This window comes from Methylophaga thiooxydans DMS010 (assembly GCF_000156355.1).
Lineage (GTDB): Bacteria > Pseudomonadota > Gammaproteobacteria > Nitrosococcales > Methylophagaceae > Methylophaga > Methylophaga thiooxydans.
The window spans coordinates 8746-25350 of the sequence record NZ_GG657889.1; the positions used below are offsets into that span (position 1 = coordinate 8746).

A 16605-nucleotide genomic window follows, 5' to 3' on the forward strand; every position below is an offset into this window, starting at 1 on the left:
CGACCGATTAAGGTATCAATGCGAGTGGTCGATTTGGTTTTCTTTGGTTTGCTTTTCTTAAACATGCTCTACCTCATGTTATGGGCTTGGAGTAGCATCCCACTCAAATGTGCGTTCTGCCAGTTTTTTTGTTCCCTGTTTCAGGGCAACGTGAATACTGATGGGCTGTTCATTCTCTGTTAATTTAAGTGTGCCTTCAAGCACTTGCACATGCCTGATGTTTAATGCGTGCTCATTTAACTCACGTGAGCTGGTTTGCTCAGCATTTTTTATTTGTAATGTCAGCGCGACCTTGCCGCGAATTGCTTTAGCGATTTTCTTGCCTTGCGTTATTACCAGTCGATAGTGAAACGATGACGGATCATCTGTGTTTTGTCGAAGATGCAGTTCACGAACTTGCAATTCGCTACTGACCTTTCCTTGCGTGATATTTTGGTAAAACAACAGCTCTTTGTTGAGTTGGATTAATTCATCCTGCACCGCTTCCAATTCCGTTTGCAGTTGTGAATCAGTGGCTTGTTGAATGGCTTGCAGCTGATTTATGCTCTGCAATTCGGTCATTAGCGTTTGATTTTTTTCAACAAGGTTTTGGTTTTCAGTCAACAATTGCTCGTATTGGCCTTGTAAGGCGGTTAAATTTTCGGTTTGTTGCAACCGCCATTGATGACTCCAGTACCAAGCAGCAACCATTGCAATGACTAGTACCAGCGTCACTAGGAACAGGCAGCGGTAGGGCCTGCGATAATGGATGACGTACGGTTTATCTAACATCAGGGCATAGTCGCTATGACATCAATCCCTAGCGTTTCTTCAAAACCGAACATGATATTCATGTTTTGAATTGCCTGACCGGAGGCCCCTTTGACCAGATTATCAATCACAGACAAAACAACAACCGTATCGCTTCCTTGCGGTTGGTGAACGGCGATACGACAGACATTGGCGCCTTGAACACTGCGTGTTTCCGGCATTGAGCCTGCTGGCATCACATCAACAAAAGGCTCGTGCTGATAACGTGACTCAAACAGAGCTTGGAGATCGGCTTGTTTGTTTAATCTGCCATATAACGTCGCATGAATACCACGCACCATGGGTGCCAGATGAGGAATAAAAGTCAGATCAACATCTTCACCACAATGCGCAGATAGAATTTCGCGAATCTCGGGTAAGTGGCGGTGTCCACTAACACCATACGCTTTAAAGCTACCGCTGGTTTCAGCCATTAACATAGGAATAGCGGCTTTACGTCCCGCACCGCTGACCCCTGTTTTAGCGTCGGCGATAAGATGTTTGGGATCAATCAGTCCAGCTTCTAACAAAGGTAAGAAACCTAATTCAGTAGCGGTAGGATAACAACCAGGCACAGCCACTAATTGAGCGGGTTTAATCTGCTCACGATTAATTTCAGGTAAGCCGTAGACAGCCTGCTCAAATAACTCTGAGCAAGTGTGTTCAGTGTTATACCACTGCTCCCATACCTCGACGTCTTTCAGTCTGAAGTCAGCGGACAGATCAATAACACGGGTACCACGTTTGATTAATTCAGGTACGAGCGCCATGGCGACAGTATGTGGCGTGGCAAAGAACACGACGTCGCAGCGTGCCAGTACTTCAGGATCCGGCTCACTGAATTTCAGATCAACATGACCGCGCAAGTTAGGGAATAACTCACTGACAGCCATGCCAGCCTCACTACGTGAAGTAATGACGTCTAATGAGACTTCTGGGTGATTGGCAAGTAATCTAAGAAGCTCTACACCGGTATAACCCGTTCCGCCAACGATGCCGACTTTAATCATGCTGCACTCTGTCGTTTGATTCGAATAAGACATGATAAAAGAGCAGCAGCCAAAGCGAAAGTTCAGATTCGCTTAATTGGGGTTAAATAACTGCTCTAGTCGATATTTTTGTTGCATGTAAACCGCGGTCGGTTGACTGCTGCCATCGGCAAAGATCAAGCTATTGAGATAGATAGGATAGTGTTGTTTCTGCTGGCGTAAACTCAATACAAGTTTGTGGACTTGTGAAAATAAAGCCGGTTCGTCGGCTCTGCCTCGAAAGCTTTTTTGACCACATAAAACGGTACACTCAGCATCCAGTGCCGGACTTGTCATTGTGACGGTGATGGGCAAATAACCACGTGTTTGCGCGGGAGTGGCAAGCGCGACTCGCTGCCAGCCTTGCTTTTCTCTGCGCAATCGATAGAAACGCAGTTGGTCTATCTGCCGGGTGTTTTTTATTTCGCTTAGAAACTTATGCAAATGCGCCACCAGTGTTGATTCCGTGAGATGCTGAAATTGCTGACGAATCAAGTTGCCAAGCTCATCGATCAAATAACAAATAATGGTGTTTTGCTCGAGATAGATGAACACACTAATGCTGTTACTCGCCTGTTTTTGTAACAGGTAATTGAACAAACCGTCGGAATCAAGATAGTTATCTAATGCGCTAGGGGTAAAGACATGACGATTTTCAGCCAAAGCCTGCCATAAATCTTGTGATGCCGGACGTCTTGTGTAGTCAGCCTGATTGTCTTGCCACTGTAGACTGTATGCCCGACCTGCATAGTTGAGTAAAAGGCGCCCATGCTGTGGAAACTGTTGATAATGGCGACAAAGTTGAGCGGTCAGACTGTTTAATCGCTGCGTTATCGATTGGCCAAAAATAGGCGTCGGGCACCAGCCACTGATATTTTCCTGTGTGAGTGATGACGGTTGCCAATTCAATAGATAGATAAGTAATTCTAAAGGAGCATGATCATCGTTTAATGCAAAGCTATGCCATTGGCCTGTATTAGATAAAAGCAAACCATCAACGGACAGCACCAGGCTTTGCCTGGAAGAGGTGTAGTTGAAAGGATCATTTTGTTTACTCGATAACTGTAAGCCTTGCTGCGATAAGCTATCACTGGCTTGGCGTTCAAGGTTACTGATCAACATGATTTGTTGAATCGATTCTGGCTGGGTTGCTGCGTTGCTGTGAGTGAACAAATCACTATCGGCCAAATGACGACGAAACACATGCTGGCTAAGCTCGACCACCGTATTGGTGCTGACTTTTTGCAGCTGATCGTTGACACTCAGCCAGTTACTACGACTTAAGATCTGATTACTGACTGCCCATGCCAGAACATGCAAAAGGCTTTCATGTCGAAACAAAGCGGAGTCTGTCGGTTTTTGCAGCAATTGAAAACTGATAAACCAATCACTATGATTCTGAAACCGGTGTAAGAAAAGACGATCGCTATTGCTGGCCGGGCGCATCTGCTTGGGCAAACAATCAATCACATCGGCGGCGGGTTTGAACCGAAGCTGGTAGCATTTTTTTAATTCAGCCAGTTGACTATCCACTTCAAGAGCGTGCTCTCGAGCAAAGTCAGTCATCTGCTTTAACAGTCGGTGACAGCTTTCACCGATGAGTTCAAAGCAACGTTTATTTGCTGCATAATCTCGCTGATCCAACTGCTGTAGCTTTTCTTCTGACCAGTTCCATTGCTCGACCAAGCTTTGTATAAAAGCTCGGCGCCAAGGATAACGAGCCTGTTTTACTGATTTAGATAATAATTCGCTACTGACAAGATAAAGCGCTTCGCGAGCATGACTCGCCGGATTATGTTGCGCGATTTGTAGCAGCTTTAAGTGACTAATATCGTGTGATAAAGACAGTTTTTGTTGATGAACTTGCTGTTTCAGAAGATGGGATAAGCAGGGTAGTTCGTCCTGCTCAAGTTGTGTGTGTAGATACTCTAGTTCAAGCCAGTCATTACCGCTGTGCAGACTGTTCTTTATTGCTTGATAGCAAAGAGTAAAAATACGTTCGGCATGGCTGGGTGCTGCTGCACCAAAATCAACAAAACTCACCTGATTAAGCATGCGTTGGTTTTTTATTTCATTGATCGTGTGCTGGTAATCTTGATCTTCGGCTGTTGTGCTTAACCACCAATAGGGCACACTGCCAGCTAATACCATGCCGCTGTGATAGAGCAGATCAATTTCCCAACCTTGTAAACTATTGGTATGTAAATCCGCTTCTGCCAACAACTTGTATTCAACGGTAAGCCCTGCCGCTTGCATCCAATCGACCACTGCATCCAGTTTCAGTGTTAATCCCTGGCGTTGCTCATCATTGACATTATTGCTATGCAAAAGCCACAGCTGAAGGGGGCCGTTGTCAGTAGCATTTAATACGCCTTGGGGATGAATCAGGTACAGGCCACGCAAGGGATAGCGTCGTAACGCCTTGCGTCGATATTTGAAACTGGTTTCCAGTTCCTTGGCTTTGTCTAATGTGGTTTTGTCGGGCTGATAGTCAATCAGGCCCGCCGGGACATCATCATTTATGAAGCCCGGCAGCACCTTGGAATTGAGATGAAATAATAATGGCAGTACTTGAAGCATCACCCCGTGATGAGGTGATGCAAGCTCGATCAGACGCTGGAATCGCTCATGGTTATGCGCCTGAAAAAAGCGAAGAGCCTGAACCCGATCCACGTCAGATTGCCACTGTTAGTGTCTAAAGTGGCGCATACCAGTGAACACCATCGCAATCCCATGTTCGTTAGCAGCCGCAATGACTTCTTCATCGCGCATGGAACCACCCGGTTGAATTACGGCTTTGATACCAGCTTCGGCAGCTGCATCGAGACCATCGCGGAATGGGAAAAACGCATCTGACGCCATGACAGAGCCTTTAACTTCCAAACCGGCATGTTCAGCCTTAATGCCTGCAATACGTGCTGAGTTGATACGACTCATTTGGCCTGCACCAACGCCGATAGTCATTCCATCCTTGCCGTAAACAATGGCATTGGATTTAACGAATTTAGCAACGCGCCAGCTAAATAACAGATCACGCATTTCATCATCACTCGGCTGGCGTTCAGTGACAACGCGCGCTTCGTCTAATAGCTGCAGATCAGCATCCTGTACCAGCAGACCACCGGTTACGCGTTTGTAATCCAGACGCTGCCTAGCTTGTTCTGGCCATTGTCCGCATGACAACAGGCGAACATTTTTCTTGGCGCTGACAACCTCAATGGCTTCTGCTGAAACAGTCGGTGCGATAATCACTTCGACAAACTGACGTTCAACGATAGCTTGCGCGGTTGCTGCATCCAACTCACGGTTAAAGGCAATAATGCCACCGAAAGCTGATTCAGGATCGGTGCTATATGCCAGATTATAAGCATCCAGCAGATTGTCAGCTGTTGCGACACCACAAGGGTTAGCATGTTTGACGATAACGCAGGCAGGTGATTCAGAAAACGCTTTTACACACTCCAAAGCGGCATCGGTATCGGCAATATTGTTATATGAAAGCGCTTTGCCCTGTAACTGCTCGGCAGCACTGATAGAGCCGCTTTCTGGGGTGGATTCAGTATAAAACGCCGCATTCTGATGCGGGTTTTCACCATATCGCATATCTTGTTTTTTGTGGAACTGAGTGTTGAAGGTACGGGGGAATGCCGCTTTTTCATCACCATCGGTGAGTTTGCCAAGGTAGTTGGCAATAGCACCATCATAATGTGCTGTGTGCTCGAATGTTTTTACTGCCAGATCAAAACGGGTTGCATCATCAACACCGCCACTGGCCTGAATCTGGTCAATTACGTTTTGGTAATCAGCCGGATCAATCAATACGGTAACGTCAGCATGGTTTTTAGCCGCTGCGCGCAACATCGTCGGGCCGCCGATATCGATATTTTCAATCGCCATCGCTAGCGTGCAGTCATCACGGGCAATGGTCGCTTCAAATGGATAGAGATTGACCACCACCAGATCGATTGGCGCAATATCATGCTCGTTCATAATTGCATCATCAGTTCCACGACGGCCCAGTAAGCCACCATGAATTTTAGGGTGCAAGGTTTTGATACGGCCTGCCATCATTTCAGGGAAACCGGTGTGTTGTGAGACTTCTTTGACAGGTAAGCCGGCTTCGCTCAACAATTTAGCTGTGCCACCTGTCGAAAGCAGTTCAACCCCAAGTCGGTTCAAGTCTTGTGCTAATTCAAGCACACCGGTCTTGTCTGATACGCTCAGAAGAGCTCGTTTAATCGTGTTCATGTAAAAGGTGTTCCAGGGTAAAGAGAATTCGTTACAAGCCGTATTGCTTGAGTTTTTTTCGCAGGGTGCCGCGGTTAATGCCCAAAATCTCTGCTGCACGACTTTGGTTGCCAGCAGTGTGGTCTAAGGTCGCTTTGAGGAGCGGTACTTCGACTTCGTTCATCAGCATGTTATACAGATTGGCCGCTGGGTGGCCTTCCAATTGCTGGAAATAGTCGCTCAAGGCATTAGAGACGCAGTCACTCAATGGTGCTGTCGAGCGCTCGGCCGCCACACCCAATTCAGCGCAAGTTGATTCATCTTTGGCTAACGGTTTGGTCATGCGGCTTGAGATCCCTGTTGTTCTTGTATTTTTTCAAAAAAATCGCGAGTGTAGCGCAATTGTTGTTGGGGGTGTTCGAGCTGATTCATGTGTTGGCGGAAAGCATTACCATCACGTAAACCCTTGCTATACCAAGCAATATGCTTACGCGCCATACGCACACCCGTATAGTCACCATAAAAATCGTACAGGTTTTCTAGGTGTTCAAGCAAGACTTTACAAATTTCATTAACCGCGGGAGTGGCTAATAATTGACCATGATTGAGATAGTGCAAAATCTGTTTAAAAATCCATGGATTACCCTGTGCCGCACGGCCAATCATCAAGCCATCAGCACCGGTTTTTTCCAGTACTAGCTGGGCTTTTTGCGGCGAATCAATATCGCCATTGGCAATCAGTGGAATAGAAATGCGCGATTTGATTTCTGCAATGGTGTCGTATTCTGCATCACCTTTATAGGCATCGGCGCGGGTCCGTCCATGCACGGATAAAAGTTGGATCCCTGCTTCTTCGGCAATGCGTGCAATGGTGACACCATTGCGATTATCACGATCCCAGCCAGTGCGAATTTTTAGAGTAACGGGCACATCGACCGCTTTGACGACTGACTCAAGAATATCGGCAACCAGCGTTTCATGTTGCAATAAGGCGGAACCGGCCATGACATTACAAACCTTCTTGGCAGGGCAACCCATATTGATGTCGATAATATGTGCGCCTTGATCCACATTGTGACGTGCCGCTTCTGCCATCATCACTGGATCGGCACCGGCAATTTGCACGCTACGCGGTTCGGGCTCACCTTCATGATTCGCCCGCAGTAAAGATTTTTTGCTGGCCCACAACGCTTTGTTTGCCGTAATCATTTCAGATACTGCCATACCCGCACCCAGACGCCGACAAAGCTGACGAAAAGGACGATCGGTCACACCTGCCATTGGCGCTAAGAATAAACGGTTAGGCAGGGCATAGGGCCCGATATGCAGCGGGCTATTTGACATGGCGTTGACCGCTTAGGCGAATCCAGTCTTCTTTTTGCGTGGCAGCTTGCATCGCAAACCATGCACCGTAACTGTCAGAAACCGCATCAGCTTGAGTTTGCAAAATTCCTGATAAGACAATGTCTGCTGCGGGTTTACATAGGTTGGCAAAACGCGGTGCGAGGGTTTGTAAAGGACCAGCAAGAATATTGGCCAGTAACAAATCACAGGGTTCATCAGGGCATTCACCAGGTAGGTAAGCCTCAATCTCTACCCCATTTCGCTTGGCATTTGCCCGAGTGGCTTCTAGTGCTTGTGGGTCGGTATCAACAGCAATGACCTTTTCCGCGCCCAGTAAAGCGGCAGCTATGGCTAAGATGCCACTGCCACAACCATAGTCGATAACATATTTACCTGTGAGATCGGCCGTATCCAACCAGTTGAGACATAATGCTGTTGTTGCGTGTGTACCGGTGCCAAATGCTAGCCCGGGATCAAGCAGAATATTGACAGCTTCAGGCGCTGGTGGCTGGTGCCAACTCGGACAAATCCACAGTCGCTCACCAAATTGGATGGGCTGAAAATTTGCCATCCATTCACGTTCCCAGTCCTTATCTTCAACGGCTTCAACTTTGAAATGCGGCACCTCATCCATGACGTTAGCCAACATCTTGGTTACGTCTTCACTGCGGGTTTCAGCATCAAACAAGGCTGTTAAACGAGTTGCTGTCCATAACGGTGTTTCACCCACATCCGGTTCATAGATGGGTTGATCAGCATCATCTTCAAAGGTCACCGCCGCCGCACCACATTCGGACAAGGCATCAGACAACGCTTCTGCCTTCTCCTGTGTGGTATTACAGATAAATTGTATCCATGCCATAAGGGCTTACAGACCTAATTTCTTCTCAAGATAGTGGATATTGGTGCCACCATTTTGGAAGTGGGTGTCAGACATAATGTCTCGCTGTAATTCGACATTGGTTTTGATGCCTTCGATGGCGATTTCTTTTAACGCAGTTTGCATACGCGCAATCGCTGAATCACGATCTTTACCATAGGCGATTAGTTTGCCGATCAAAGAGTCGTAGTTAGGTGGTACTTTGTAGCCGCTGTAGATGTGTGAATCCATGCGAATACCTGCACCACCGGGTGCGTGATAATGCGTGATTTTGCCGGGACTCGGCATAAAGGTACGCGAATCTTCAGCATTGATACGACATTCGATGGCGTGGCCACTGATTTTGACGTCATCTTGTGAGATAGACAGTTTTTCACCGGCAGCGATGCGAATTTGTTCTGCGACCAGATCGATATCGGTGATACGTTCGGTCACGGGATGTTCTACCTGAATACGGGTATTCATCTCAATGAAGTAAAACTCGCCATCTTGATATAAGAATTCAAAGGTACCTGCACCGCGGTAACCAATACGAACACAGGCATCGGCACAGATTTTACCCATACGAGCACGCATTTCAGGGGTGATGCCGGGGGCTGGCGCTTCTTCCACTACCTTTTGGTGGCGACGTTGCATGGAGCAGTCACGTTCACCTAAATGAATGGCATTACCGTGTTGATCGGACAATACCTGGAATTCGATATGACGTGGGTTTTCCAGGAATTTTTCCATGTAAACCACATCGTTATTAAATGCGGCACGCGCCTCACTTTTAGTCAAAGCAATGGCATTGAGTAAATGCGCTTCGCTGTGCACTTCACGCATACCACGACCGCCGCCGCCGCCAGCGGCTTTGATAATAATCGGATAGCCGATTTCACGGGCCAGTCGCAAATTCGTGGCATCATCGTTACCTAAAGGACCGTCAGATCCCGGAACGCAAGGTACGCCAGCCGTTTTCATCGCTTTAATAGCAGAGACTTTGTCACCCATTAAACGAATGGTTTCAGCACGTGGGCCGATGAAAATGAAGCCGCTTTCTTCAACACGCTCAGCAAAGTCGGCATTTTCTGACAAGAACCCATAACCTGGGTGGATCGCTGTTGCATCAGTGATTTCAGCAGCGCTGATAATCGCCGGTACGTTGAGGTAACTATCTGTGGAAGGCGCTGGCCCGATACAGACACTCTCATCAGCAAGTAAGACATGTTTCAAATCACGATCCACACTGGAGTGAACCGCAACAGTTTTAATTCCGAGCTCCCAACAAGCTCGCAGAATACGCAGGGCGATTTCGCCCCGGTTGGCAATGACAATTTTATCGATCATAGTGATGTTCTTATCCACAGTTCAGGATGAGCAAAGTTCGTTGAAATACGCGAAAAAGCGTTATTCGATAACAATCAAAGGCTCATCGAATTCAACCGGGTGGCCATTTTCGACCAGAATAGCTTTCACAGTACCACTGCGATCGGCTTCAATTTGATTGAACATTTTCATGGCTTCGATGATGCAAATGACATCACCAGCAGCAACGTTTTGGCCGACTTCGACAAAAGCCGCGGCTTCAGGAGAAGACGAACGGTAGAAGGTACCTACCATCGGAGAGCGTACCGCATTGGCGTCACTGACTTTTTCAGCTGCTGGTGCAGCGGGTGCTTCTGGCGCTGGTGCGGGAGCTGCTGGTGCTGAAATCTGTGCAGGTGCTGGTGCAGCGTAGCTAACAGGGGCTGCGGTGCCATTACGACTGATACGTACTGACTCTTCCCCTTCAGAAATTTCAATTTCAGCAACGTCCGATTCTTGAATAAGATCGATGAGTTTCTTAATTTTACGAATGTCCATGCAATAACCTTAATTTAATAGTTATGAGTTAAGTTGTTTGATGGCCGCCTGCAAAGCTAGTTCATAGCCTTGCGCGCCGAGTCCGCTAATCACCCCTTGGGCAATATCAGACAAATAGGAGTGATGACGAAAAGTCTCTCTAGCGTGCACATTGGATAGGTGCACTTCTATAAATGGAATCTCAACGGCAGACAGAGCATCGCGCAGCGCAATGCTGGTGTGTGTAAATGCGGCTGGGTTGATGATAATAAAGTCACTATTGTCACGCGCGGCATGCACTTGTGCGATGAGTTCATGCTCTGCATTCGATTGAAAAAAACGCAGTGTCATGTCGGCCGCTGATGCAATTCGTGTCAGGCGATCTTCAATATCAGCCAACGTATCCGCACCATAGTGCTCTGGTTCGCGTGTCCCTAACAGGTTTAAATTGGGGCCATTAAGCACTAAAATGTTCGCCATTTCGATCCTTGGACTCAGGTCAAAAACAATTAGCCGGAATTGTGCACCAGCAGATAGCTAATGTCCAGTAAACAGGAAAGAAAAGCAGACTTTTGTCGCTATTTTCGTCGAAATGGCAGCTTTCTTGATGTTTCGTGATTAACAGTTAATTTAGCTGAGACAGGTGTGTCAGCATCTGTTGTGGCTTGATATGGCCGACTAATCGCTGTTGGCGTAACTCTTCTCCCGTGTTGTCATAAAACAACATGGTGGGCGGGCCAAACACCTGCAATGCTTTTAATAGATCCTGATGAGCTTGGGTGTTATCCGTCATATCCAACTGCAATAAGGTGTAGTTATCCATTGCCGCCACTACCTCAGGATCGCGGAAGGTGGTTTGCTCCATGGTCTTGCAGTCGGTGCACCAGTCAGCATAAAAATCCAGCATAACAGGTTGATTGGTCGTAGCGAGCTGCGCCTCCAGTTGTTGCAGGTTGTCTATTTGCGTGAATTTCAGTCCAGTTACCTGGCTTGGGAGCTGACCTTTTGTCAGATTAACAGCTTGCAGTGGTTGCCAGACATTGTGACTACCGCTGGCGCTGCCAACAATCAACAAAGCGCCATACAACATCAGTATCAGGCCGGCGCCTTTAAATAATTTCTCTGTGCCGTTGGCATCAATGGCGAGGCTATTCAATGCGCCCATGTAAATCGCAGAGATCACCAACAAGCTGCCCCATAAAAACAGGGTGATCCAACCCGGCAAGATGCGCTCTAGCATCCAAATGGCAAGCCCTATCAGCAACACGCCGAAAATGGCTTTGATCACGTTCATCCAGTCCCCGGCTCTTGGCAATAGCTTGCCGGCAGAAGTACCGATGATCAGTAAGGGAATGCCCATACCAATACTTAGTGCAAATAAGGCCATACCACCCAGGAAAGGATCAGCGTGCTGTCCTAAGAAAATAAGTGCGCCGGCTAACGGCGGTGCCAGGCAAGGCCCAACGATCAGGCCCGACAATAAGCCCATAATAGCGACACCGATCAGGCTGCCACTTTGCTGTTTGTGCGATATGCGGTGTAAACGATGCTGAACAGCATGGGGTAACTGCAGTTCATAGAGGCCAAACATTGATAAAGAAAGCACAACAAAGAGACCACTAAAACTAACGATGACCCATGGGTTTTGAAACATCGATTGTAGGTTTTCACCCAGCAAGCCGGTCAGAATACCGGCAGCGGTATAGGTTACCGACATAGCCAACACATACACTAGCGATAAGGTAAACGCGCGCCGGGTAGTAATATTTTCGCCTTCCCCTACGATGATGCTGGATAAAATCGGAATCATCGGGAAAACACAGGGTGTGAATGCTAATAATAGCCCTAACCCCAGAAAGCCAAAAAAGATTTGCAGTAAATTATCTTCCGCGAGCTTTTGGGCAATACGATCCTGCTCAGCCACTGGGGTTTGTGCTGTTGGCGTCGGTTCAGTATTGCTTGAGGTATTTGCTACTGTTTCACTGGCAACAGGCAGGTTCAAAGAGACTTGTTGTGCGCTGGGTGGATAGCAAATACCAAAGGTTTCTGAGCAGCCTTGGAAAAAGGCTTTGACAGTGAGCTTTTGGGCTGAAGCCGGCCGCTGGAGTGTGAGTGGCATCATCACATCGTGGTGATAAACCTCAACTAAGCCGAATATTTCATCATTTTTGTTTTCACCGGCAGGGAGTGTCACCTCGGCAAGCTTAACCTGATCATTGTCGAGAATTTCAAAACGGATTTTATCGCGATACAGGTAGTTGCCTTCCATGACCTGCCACTGAGCCATCAGTGTCGTAGCATTTTCAATGGTGGCATCGAATTGAAATGCGTCCTCTACCAATGGTGGGGTATCAGTGGTTTGTTCAATACCTAACCCTTCCAACAACCCAGTGCGCGCATGTGCACTGAAAACACTCAATAACAATAGTAAAAATAAAATTTTTTTCATCAGTCTCTAAGGCCTGTGATGACGGTCTCTAACTAGACAATCTTAACAGCCGATTGTTACACACGTCAGGTAAAGGGTATGCCGGTTGTCACAATACTGTAATAATTGCCGCATTTTGGTGAGCAAATAACGGGATTATTGTGGAAATTAAAGATATCCATCAACTCGAGAAACAAGCCTATAAAAAGAGCCACGCTGAACTTGCCAGAATCGGTATGGCGCTCTTTTTCCTCGTTGCCGTACTGGGTTACAGCTTTGCCACTAGTGGTGGTGTAACGAACAACCTATTCCTTGCCATAGCGACCGTATTTGGCGCTTATATGGCGATGAACATTGGTGCCAATGATGTTGCCAATAATGTCGGGCCTGCGGTGGGCTCGAAAGCCCTGACCATGGGCGGGGCGATTGTAATTGCGATGATCTTCGAGGCTGCCGGTGCCATCATCGCGGGTGGTGAAGTGGTGTCCACCATCAAAAAAGGCATCATCGATATCAATGGTTTCGGCCAAAATAGCGAGCTCTTTATCTGGGCAATGATGGCGGCCCTACTTGCGGCAGCGTTATGGCTCAATATGGCGACATTTGCCAAAGCGCCAGTGTCGACAACACATTCGATTGTGGGTGGTGTGATGGGAGCGGGGATCGCCGCTGCCGGTTTTGATATTGTTGACTGGGGAACAATGGCGGCCATTGCCAGTTCGTGGGTTATCTCCCCGGTGATTGGTGGCATTATCGCCGCGGCGTTTTTATTTGCGATCAAAAAAACCATTATTTTCCGTGACGATAAAATTTCTGCCTCATTGAAGTGGGTCCCCGTTTACGTTTCCATCATGGCATGGGCTTTCATTACTTATTTGGTCTTGAAAGGTTTGAAGCAAGTTTGGCCGCAATTTTTAACATTGTTAAACGACTGGTTATTTTTTAGCTTTGAAATTACCCAAAAGCCGACATTTCTTAATGCCGCACTATTTGGTTTAGTGGTTGCTGTGGCGGTTTTCTTTTTGCTGAAGCGGTCTTTGAAAAAACGTCGTGCAACACTGAAAAACGATCGTGCCAGTGTCAACATTCTGTTTACGGTGCCATTAATTTTTGCCGCCGCGTTACTGAGCTTTGCTCACGGTGCCAATGATGTGGCCAATGCGATTGGTCCTTTGGCGGCTATTCATGATGCGGTAATGACCGGTGGTATCAATGCAAAAGCGGGTATTCCATTCTGGGTCATGGCAGTAGGGGCGTTTGGTATTGCTCTGGGCTTGGCGTTGTATGGCCCTAGGCTGATTCGTACCGTCGGTGGTGAAATCACCGAATTGGATCAGATGCGCGCGTTTTCGATCGCAATAGCGGCGGCTATTACCGTGATTATTGCCAGCCAATTGGGCTTGCCAGTGAGTTCAACCCACATCGCTATTGGTGGTGTTTTTGGTGTCGGCTTCCTGCGTGAATGGCTGGATCAGTCAAGTCATCTTCGAGATGAGATTGCACAAGAAAAACAAGAAATTCAGGATGAAAAACGTTTGCTCAGTGCGTTACGCAGTGAATTAAACTCGTTGATGGATAAGAAACAAAAATCAGTTGCAGACTACCAACGCATTACGGATCTGTATCGAACCATTGATGAAGAGAAAGGCACACTGAAAAAAGCCAAGAAAACGCTGAAAAAAGAGAAAAAGAGTCTTTACGTTAAGCGTGATGTGGTGAAAAAGATTATTACGGCTTGGTTGATCACCGTGCCCGCTGCCGCTGTTATATCTGCCTGCCTGTTCTATATGATAAAAGGCATAATGGAATAGGCTGATTTGTAACATTTTGTCATATTGAGTCGAGTTAACGCTTAAAACAAGATTGTTAGTGTTTACTTACATCGGTACAGAGCGCCATATACTCTAGGCATACGACACTGTTATCAAATTGTAATAATCGCCTTGTAGCATATGCTGATGAAATTATAGAGACAGGGATATAAAGAATATGGCAACAAGTGTATTGGTCGTAGAAGATGATGTCGCCATCAGAGATATGCTCTCTTTCACATTGAAACAAGCCGGTTTCGGTTGTGACAGTGTGGGGGATGGGGAAGCGGGTCTGGATTTTCTGAAGAAACAGCAACCCGATATGATTTTGCTGGACTGGATGCTGCCTGGCATTGATGGCATTGAGTTTATTCGTCGTCTCCGTGCGAATGAGTTTTTAGCCAATATCCCAGTCATTATGCTGACAGCGAAAGGCGAAAGCGAAGATATGGTCAAAGGGCTCGCGGTCGGTGCCGATGATTATGTGAATAAACCCTTCTCACCGCCTGAGTTGATGGCGCGCATCAGAGCTGTGTTGCGTCGTTGCCAGCCGGATAGCAGTGATGAAGGTCAGCAGCTGCAATCGGGTAACTTAGTGCTCGATACCAAAAGTCACCGTGTGACGGTTGATGACACCCGCATAGAACTGGGCCCGACCGAGTTTCGTTTATTGCATTTCTTTATGAAAAACCCGGAGCGCGCTTATAACCGTTCGCAATTACTGGATTATGTCTGGGGTGACACGGTGTATATTGAAGAACGTACGGTCGACGTTCACATTCGCCGCTTACGTAAAGCGCTGGAGTCGAGTGGTCACGATCACCTTATACAAACGGTGCGTGGTGTTGGTTATCGTTTTTCTGTCGATTAAACGGGTTTAAACCCTATGCAATGGGATCATTGGCGACTCCTCAGCTTACTCAGCCTTGCCGGTTTCGCTGGACTGCTGTTTGGGCAGATGATGACGTTTCTGTTTTTGGCTACCTTGGTTTACGCCTTATGGTTACAGCATAACTGGTATAAACTCTGGTATTGGTTACAAAAGCCTAAAAAACGTCGCTCCCCCAGTGCTGAAGGGGTGATTGATGATGTCTGTCGTCTCATTGAGCAAGTACGACAACAAAATAGTAACCGCAAGAAAAAACTCACCGGATACCTTAAACGCTTCCAATCGGCGACGGCTGCACTGCCTGATGCTATTGTGGTTTTAGGTGAGTTTGGTGAGGTCGATTGGGCTAATTATTCTGCTCGCGAGCTGCTTGGGGTTCACTGGCCACGTGATAACAATGTGCGGATCAACAACTTGATTCGCGATCCGGCTTTTCAACAATTGCTGGAAGACCCATTCCGTTTCGGTAGCATTACCACTGTAAAGTCGCCCCTCGACGAAGACATGCAATTGGAGTTGAAGCTAGTCAACTATATGGGGGCAGGTCGTCTGCTTATCGCGCGGGACGTGACACAAACCATCAAACTTCAGCGTATGCGCCGTGACTTTGTCGCCAATGTGTCGCATGAACTGAAAACGCCACTGACGGTATTGCGTGGCTATCTGGAGGCATTTAGTGCCGATAGTGATAGTGAACAGTGGCGTGCCGCGTTGCCAGCCATGCGTCAGCAAAGTGAACGCATGCATATTATGATTAAAGATCTGCTGGCGCTGTCACAGCTTGAAACTGGCGAAAAAGCATTACGCCGGGTTCCCGCGGATGTGGCTACATTACTGCAATCGATTATTGATGATGCACACAATGTAGAACATTTCCGCGATCATCGATTTTCCCTCAACCTTGAAACAGATAAGTGGTTGATCTGTGACATAGATGAAGTGCGAAGCGCTGTCTCCAACCTTATTTTTAATGCGGTCAAATACACGCCGGCTGCCAGCCAGATTGATATTTTCTGGCGACAAGAGGGTGATAACTTCTGTATTGCGGTGGAAGACAACGGTGATGGCATTGCTGAGCACCATTTAGAACGACTCACCGAGCGCTTTTATCGCGTCGATAAAGGCCGTAGTTCAGATGCGGGTGGTACAGGGTTAGGCTTGGCGATTGTGAAACATGTGCTACAACGACATGGTGCCAACCTAAATATCACCAGCGAAATCGGTCACGGTAGTTGCTTCAGTTGTTGTTTCCCTTCTCGGATTGTCATCGAAAATATCAACGTATAGCCTCATTTTTTTTAGAAAAAATGCGTGCTGTAATATAACTGTCATATTTCTTTCATATCCTTGTCACACTCTAAATCCATACTTCATCAGCGCTAAAC

15 protein-coding genes are annotated in these 16605 nt (G+C 47.2%); 4 read left to right on the forward strand and 11 right to left on the reverse strand.

Annotation, left to right across the window (positions count from 1 at the left end):
• Positions 1–78 precede the first annotated feature (78 nt).
• From MDMS009_RS03100 to MDMS009_RS03110, 3 genes are all read right to left on the reverse strand, one after another.
• Positions 79–771 carry a DUF6776 family protein gene (locus tag MDMS009_RS03100; protein WP_081443586.1) on the reverse strand — a complete coding sequence of 231 codons (693 nt, stop codon included), beginning with the start codon at positions 769–771 and terminating at the stop codon, positions 79–81.
• Positions 771–1799, reverse strand: a complete 1029-nt coding sequence (argC, locus tag MDMS009_RS03105; RefSeq protein WP_008290423.1) for an N-acetyl-gamma-glutamyl-phosphate reductase — start codon at positions 1797–1799, stop codon at positions 771–773. Before argC ends, MDMS009_RS03100 begins: the two co-directional genes overlap by 1 nt.
• A gap of 72 nt (positions 1800–1871) precedes the next feature.
• Complete coding sequence (locus tag MDMS009_RS03110) at positions 1872–4430, reverse strand: class I adenylate cyclase (protein ID WP_237700472.1); 2559 nt, start codon at positions 4428–4430, stop codon at positions 1872–1874.
• Between MDMS009_RS03110 and MDMS009_RS16460 the strand changes: the two genes are divergently transcribed.
• Positions 4379–4516, forward strand: coding sequence for a hypothetical protein (locus tag MDMS009_RS16460; RefSeq protein WP_237700476.1), 138 nt, complete (start codon positions 4379–4381; stop codon positions 4514–4516). The genes MDMS009_RS03110 and MDMS009_RS16460 overlap by 52 nt on opposite strands.
• Here MDMS009_RS16460 and purH read toward each other — a convergent pair.
• The 8 genes from purH to dsbD form a co-directional block, all read right to left on the reverse strand.
• Positions 4506–6065, reverse strand: a complete 1560-nt coding sequence (gene purH, locus MDMS009_RS03115; RefSeq protein WP_008290467.1) for a bifunctional phosphoribosylaminoimidazolecarboxamide formyltransferase/IMP cyclohydrolase — start codon at positions 6063–6065, stop codon at positions 4506–4508. The two genes, MDMS009_RS16460 and purH, sit on opposite strands and share 11 nt — an antisense overlap.
• A 31-nt stretch (positions 6066–6096) precedes the next feature.
• Positions 6097–6387 carry a DNA-binding transcriptional regulator Fis gene (fis, locus tag MDMS009_RS03120; protein WP_008290441.1) on the reverse strand — a complete coding sequence of 97 codons (291 nt, stop codon included), beginning with the start codon at positions 6385–6387 and terminating at the stop codon, positions 6097–6099.
• Complete coding sequence (dusB, locus tag MDMS009_RS03125) at positions 6384–7388, reverse strand: tRNA dihydrouridine synthase DusB (protein ID WP_008290428.1); 1005 nt, start codon at positions 7386–7388, stop codon at positions 6384–6386. Before dusB ends, fis begins: the two co-directional genes overlap by 4 nt.
• The gene (prmA, locus tag MDMS009_RS03130; protein ID WP_043887873.1) at positions 7378–8250 is read right to left on the reverse strand and encodes a 50S ribosomal protein L11 methyltransferase; all 873 of its coding nucleotides are present in this window, start codon (positions 8248–8250) and stop codon (positions 7378–7380) included. The genes dusB and prmA overlap by 11 nt, the downstream gene beginning before the upstream one ends.
• A 6-nt stretch (positions 8251–8256) precedes the next feature.
• Positions 8257–9597: an acetyl-CoA carboxylase biotin carboxylase subunit gene (accC, locus tag MDMS009_RS03135; protein ID WP_008290486.1), complete on the reverse strand. Its 1341-nt coding sequence runs from the start codon at positions 9595–9597 to the stop codon at positions 8257–8259.
• A 60-nt stretch (positions 9598–9657) separates the two neighbouring features.
• The gene (accB, locus tag MDMS009_RS03140) at positions 9658–10113 is read right to left on the reverse strand and encodes an acetyl-CoA carboxylase biotin carboxyl carrier protein (protein ID WP_008290417.1); all 456 of its coding nucleotides are present in this window, start codon (positions 10111–10113) and stop codon (positions 9658–9660) included.
• A 21-nt stretch (positions 10114–10134) separates the two neighbouring features.
• A complete protein-coding gene (gene aroQ / locus MDMS009_RS03145) occupies positions 10135–10572 on the reverse strand; it encodes a type II 3-dehydroquinate dehydratase (protein WP_008290427.1) in 438 nt (145 codons plus the stop codon).
• Positions 10573–10717: 145 nt separating this feature from the next.
• Entirely contained in the window at positions 10718–12541 is a 1824-nt protein-coding gene (gene dsbD, locus MDMS009_RS03150; protein ID WP_008290411.1) for a protein-disulfide reductase DsbD, read from the reverse strand.
• A 140-nt stretch (positions 12542–12681) separates the two neighbouring features.
• Between dsbD and MDMS009_RS03155 the strand changes: the two genes are divergently transcribed.
• From MDMS009_RS03155 to phoR, 3 genes are all read left to right on the forward strand, one after another.
• Positions 12682–14331 carry an inorganic phosphate transporter gene (locus MDMS009_RS03155; protein WP_008290394.1) on the forward strand — a complete coding sequence of 550 codons (1650 nt, stop codon included), beginning with the start codon at positions 12682–12684 and terminating at the stop codon, positions 14329–14331.
• 178 nt (positions 14332–14509) lie between these two features.
• Positions 14510–15202 carry a phosphate regulon transcriptional regulator PhoB gene (gene phoB / locus MDMS009_RS03160; protein ID WP_008290391.1) on the forward strand — a complete coding sequence of 231 codons (693 nt, stop codon included), beginning with the start codon at positions 14510–14512 and terminating at the stop codon, positions 15200–15202.
• Positions 15203–15217: 15 nt separating this feature from the next.
• On the forward strand, positions 15218–16507 hold the full coding sequence (gene phoR, locus MDMS009_RS03165) for a phosphate regulon sensor histidine kinase PhoR (RefSeq protein WP_008290370.1): 1290 nt from the start codon (positions 15218–15220) through the stop codon (positions 16505–16507).
• Positions 16508–16605 lie beyond the last annotated feature (98 nt).

Coding starts and splice junctions, on each gene's coding strand:
- MDMS009_RS03100 (WP_081443586.1), bottom strand. CDS start 771: ATGTTAGATAAACCGTACGTCATCCATTATCGCAGGCCCTACCGCTGC.
- argC (WP_008290423.1), bottom strand. CDS start 1,799: ATGATTAAAGTCGGCATCGTTGGCGGAACGGGTTATACCGGTGTAGAG.
- MDMS009_RS16460 (WP_237700476.1), top strand. CDS start 4,379: ATGGCAGTACTTGAAGCATCACCCCGTGATGAGGTGATGCAAGCTCGA.
- purH (WP_008290467.1), bottom strand. CDS start 6,065: ATGAACACGATTAAACGAGCTCTTCTGAGCGTATCAGACAAGACCGGT.
- fis (WP_008290441.1), bottom strand. CDS start 6,387: ATGACCAAACCGTTAGCCAAAGATGAATCAACTTGCGCTGAATTGGGT.
- dusB (WP_008290428.1), bottom strand. CDS start 7,388: ATGTCAAATAGCCCGCTGCATATCGGGCCCTATGCCCTGCCTAACCGT.
- prmA (WP_043887873.1), bottom strand. CDS start 8,250: ATGGCATGGATACAATTTATCTGTAATACCACACAGGAGAAGGCAGAA.
- accC (WP_008290486.1), bottom strand. CDS start 9,597: ATGATCGATAAAATTGTCATTGCCAACCGGGGCGAAATCGCCCTGCGT.
- accB (WP_008290417.1), bottom strand. CDS start 10,113: ATGGACATTCGTAAAATTAAGAAACTCATCGATCTTATTCAAGAATCG.
- aroQ (WP_008290427.1), bottom strand. CDS start 10,572: ATGGCGAACATTTTAGTGCTTAATGGCCCCAATTTAAACCTGTTAGGG.
- dsbD (WP_008290411.1), bottom strand. CDS start 12,541: ATGAAAAAAATTTTATTTTTACTATTGTTATTGAGTGTTTTCAGTGCA.
- phoB (WP_008290391.1), top strand. CDS start 14,510: ATGGCAACAAGTGTATTGGTCGTAGAAGATGATGTCGCCATCAGAGAT.
- phoR (WP_008290370.1), top strand. CDS start 15,218: ATGCAATGGGATCATTGGCGACTCCTCAGCTTACTCAGCCTTGCCGGT.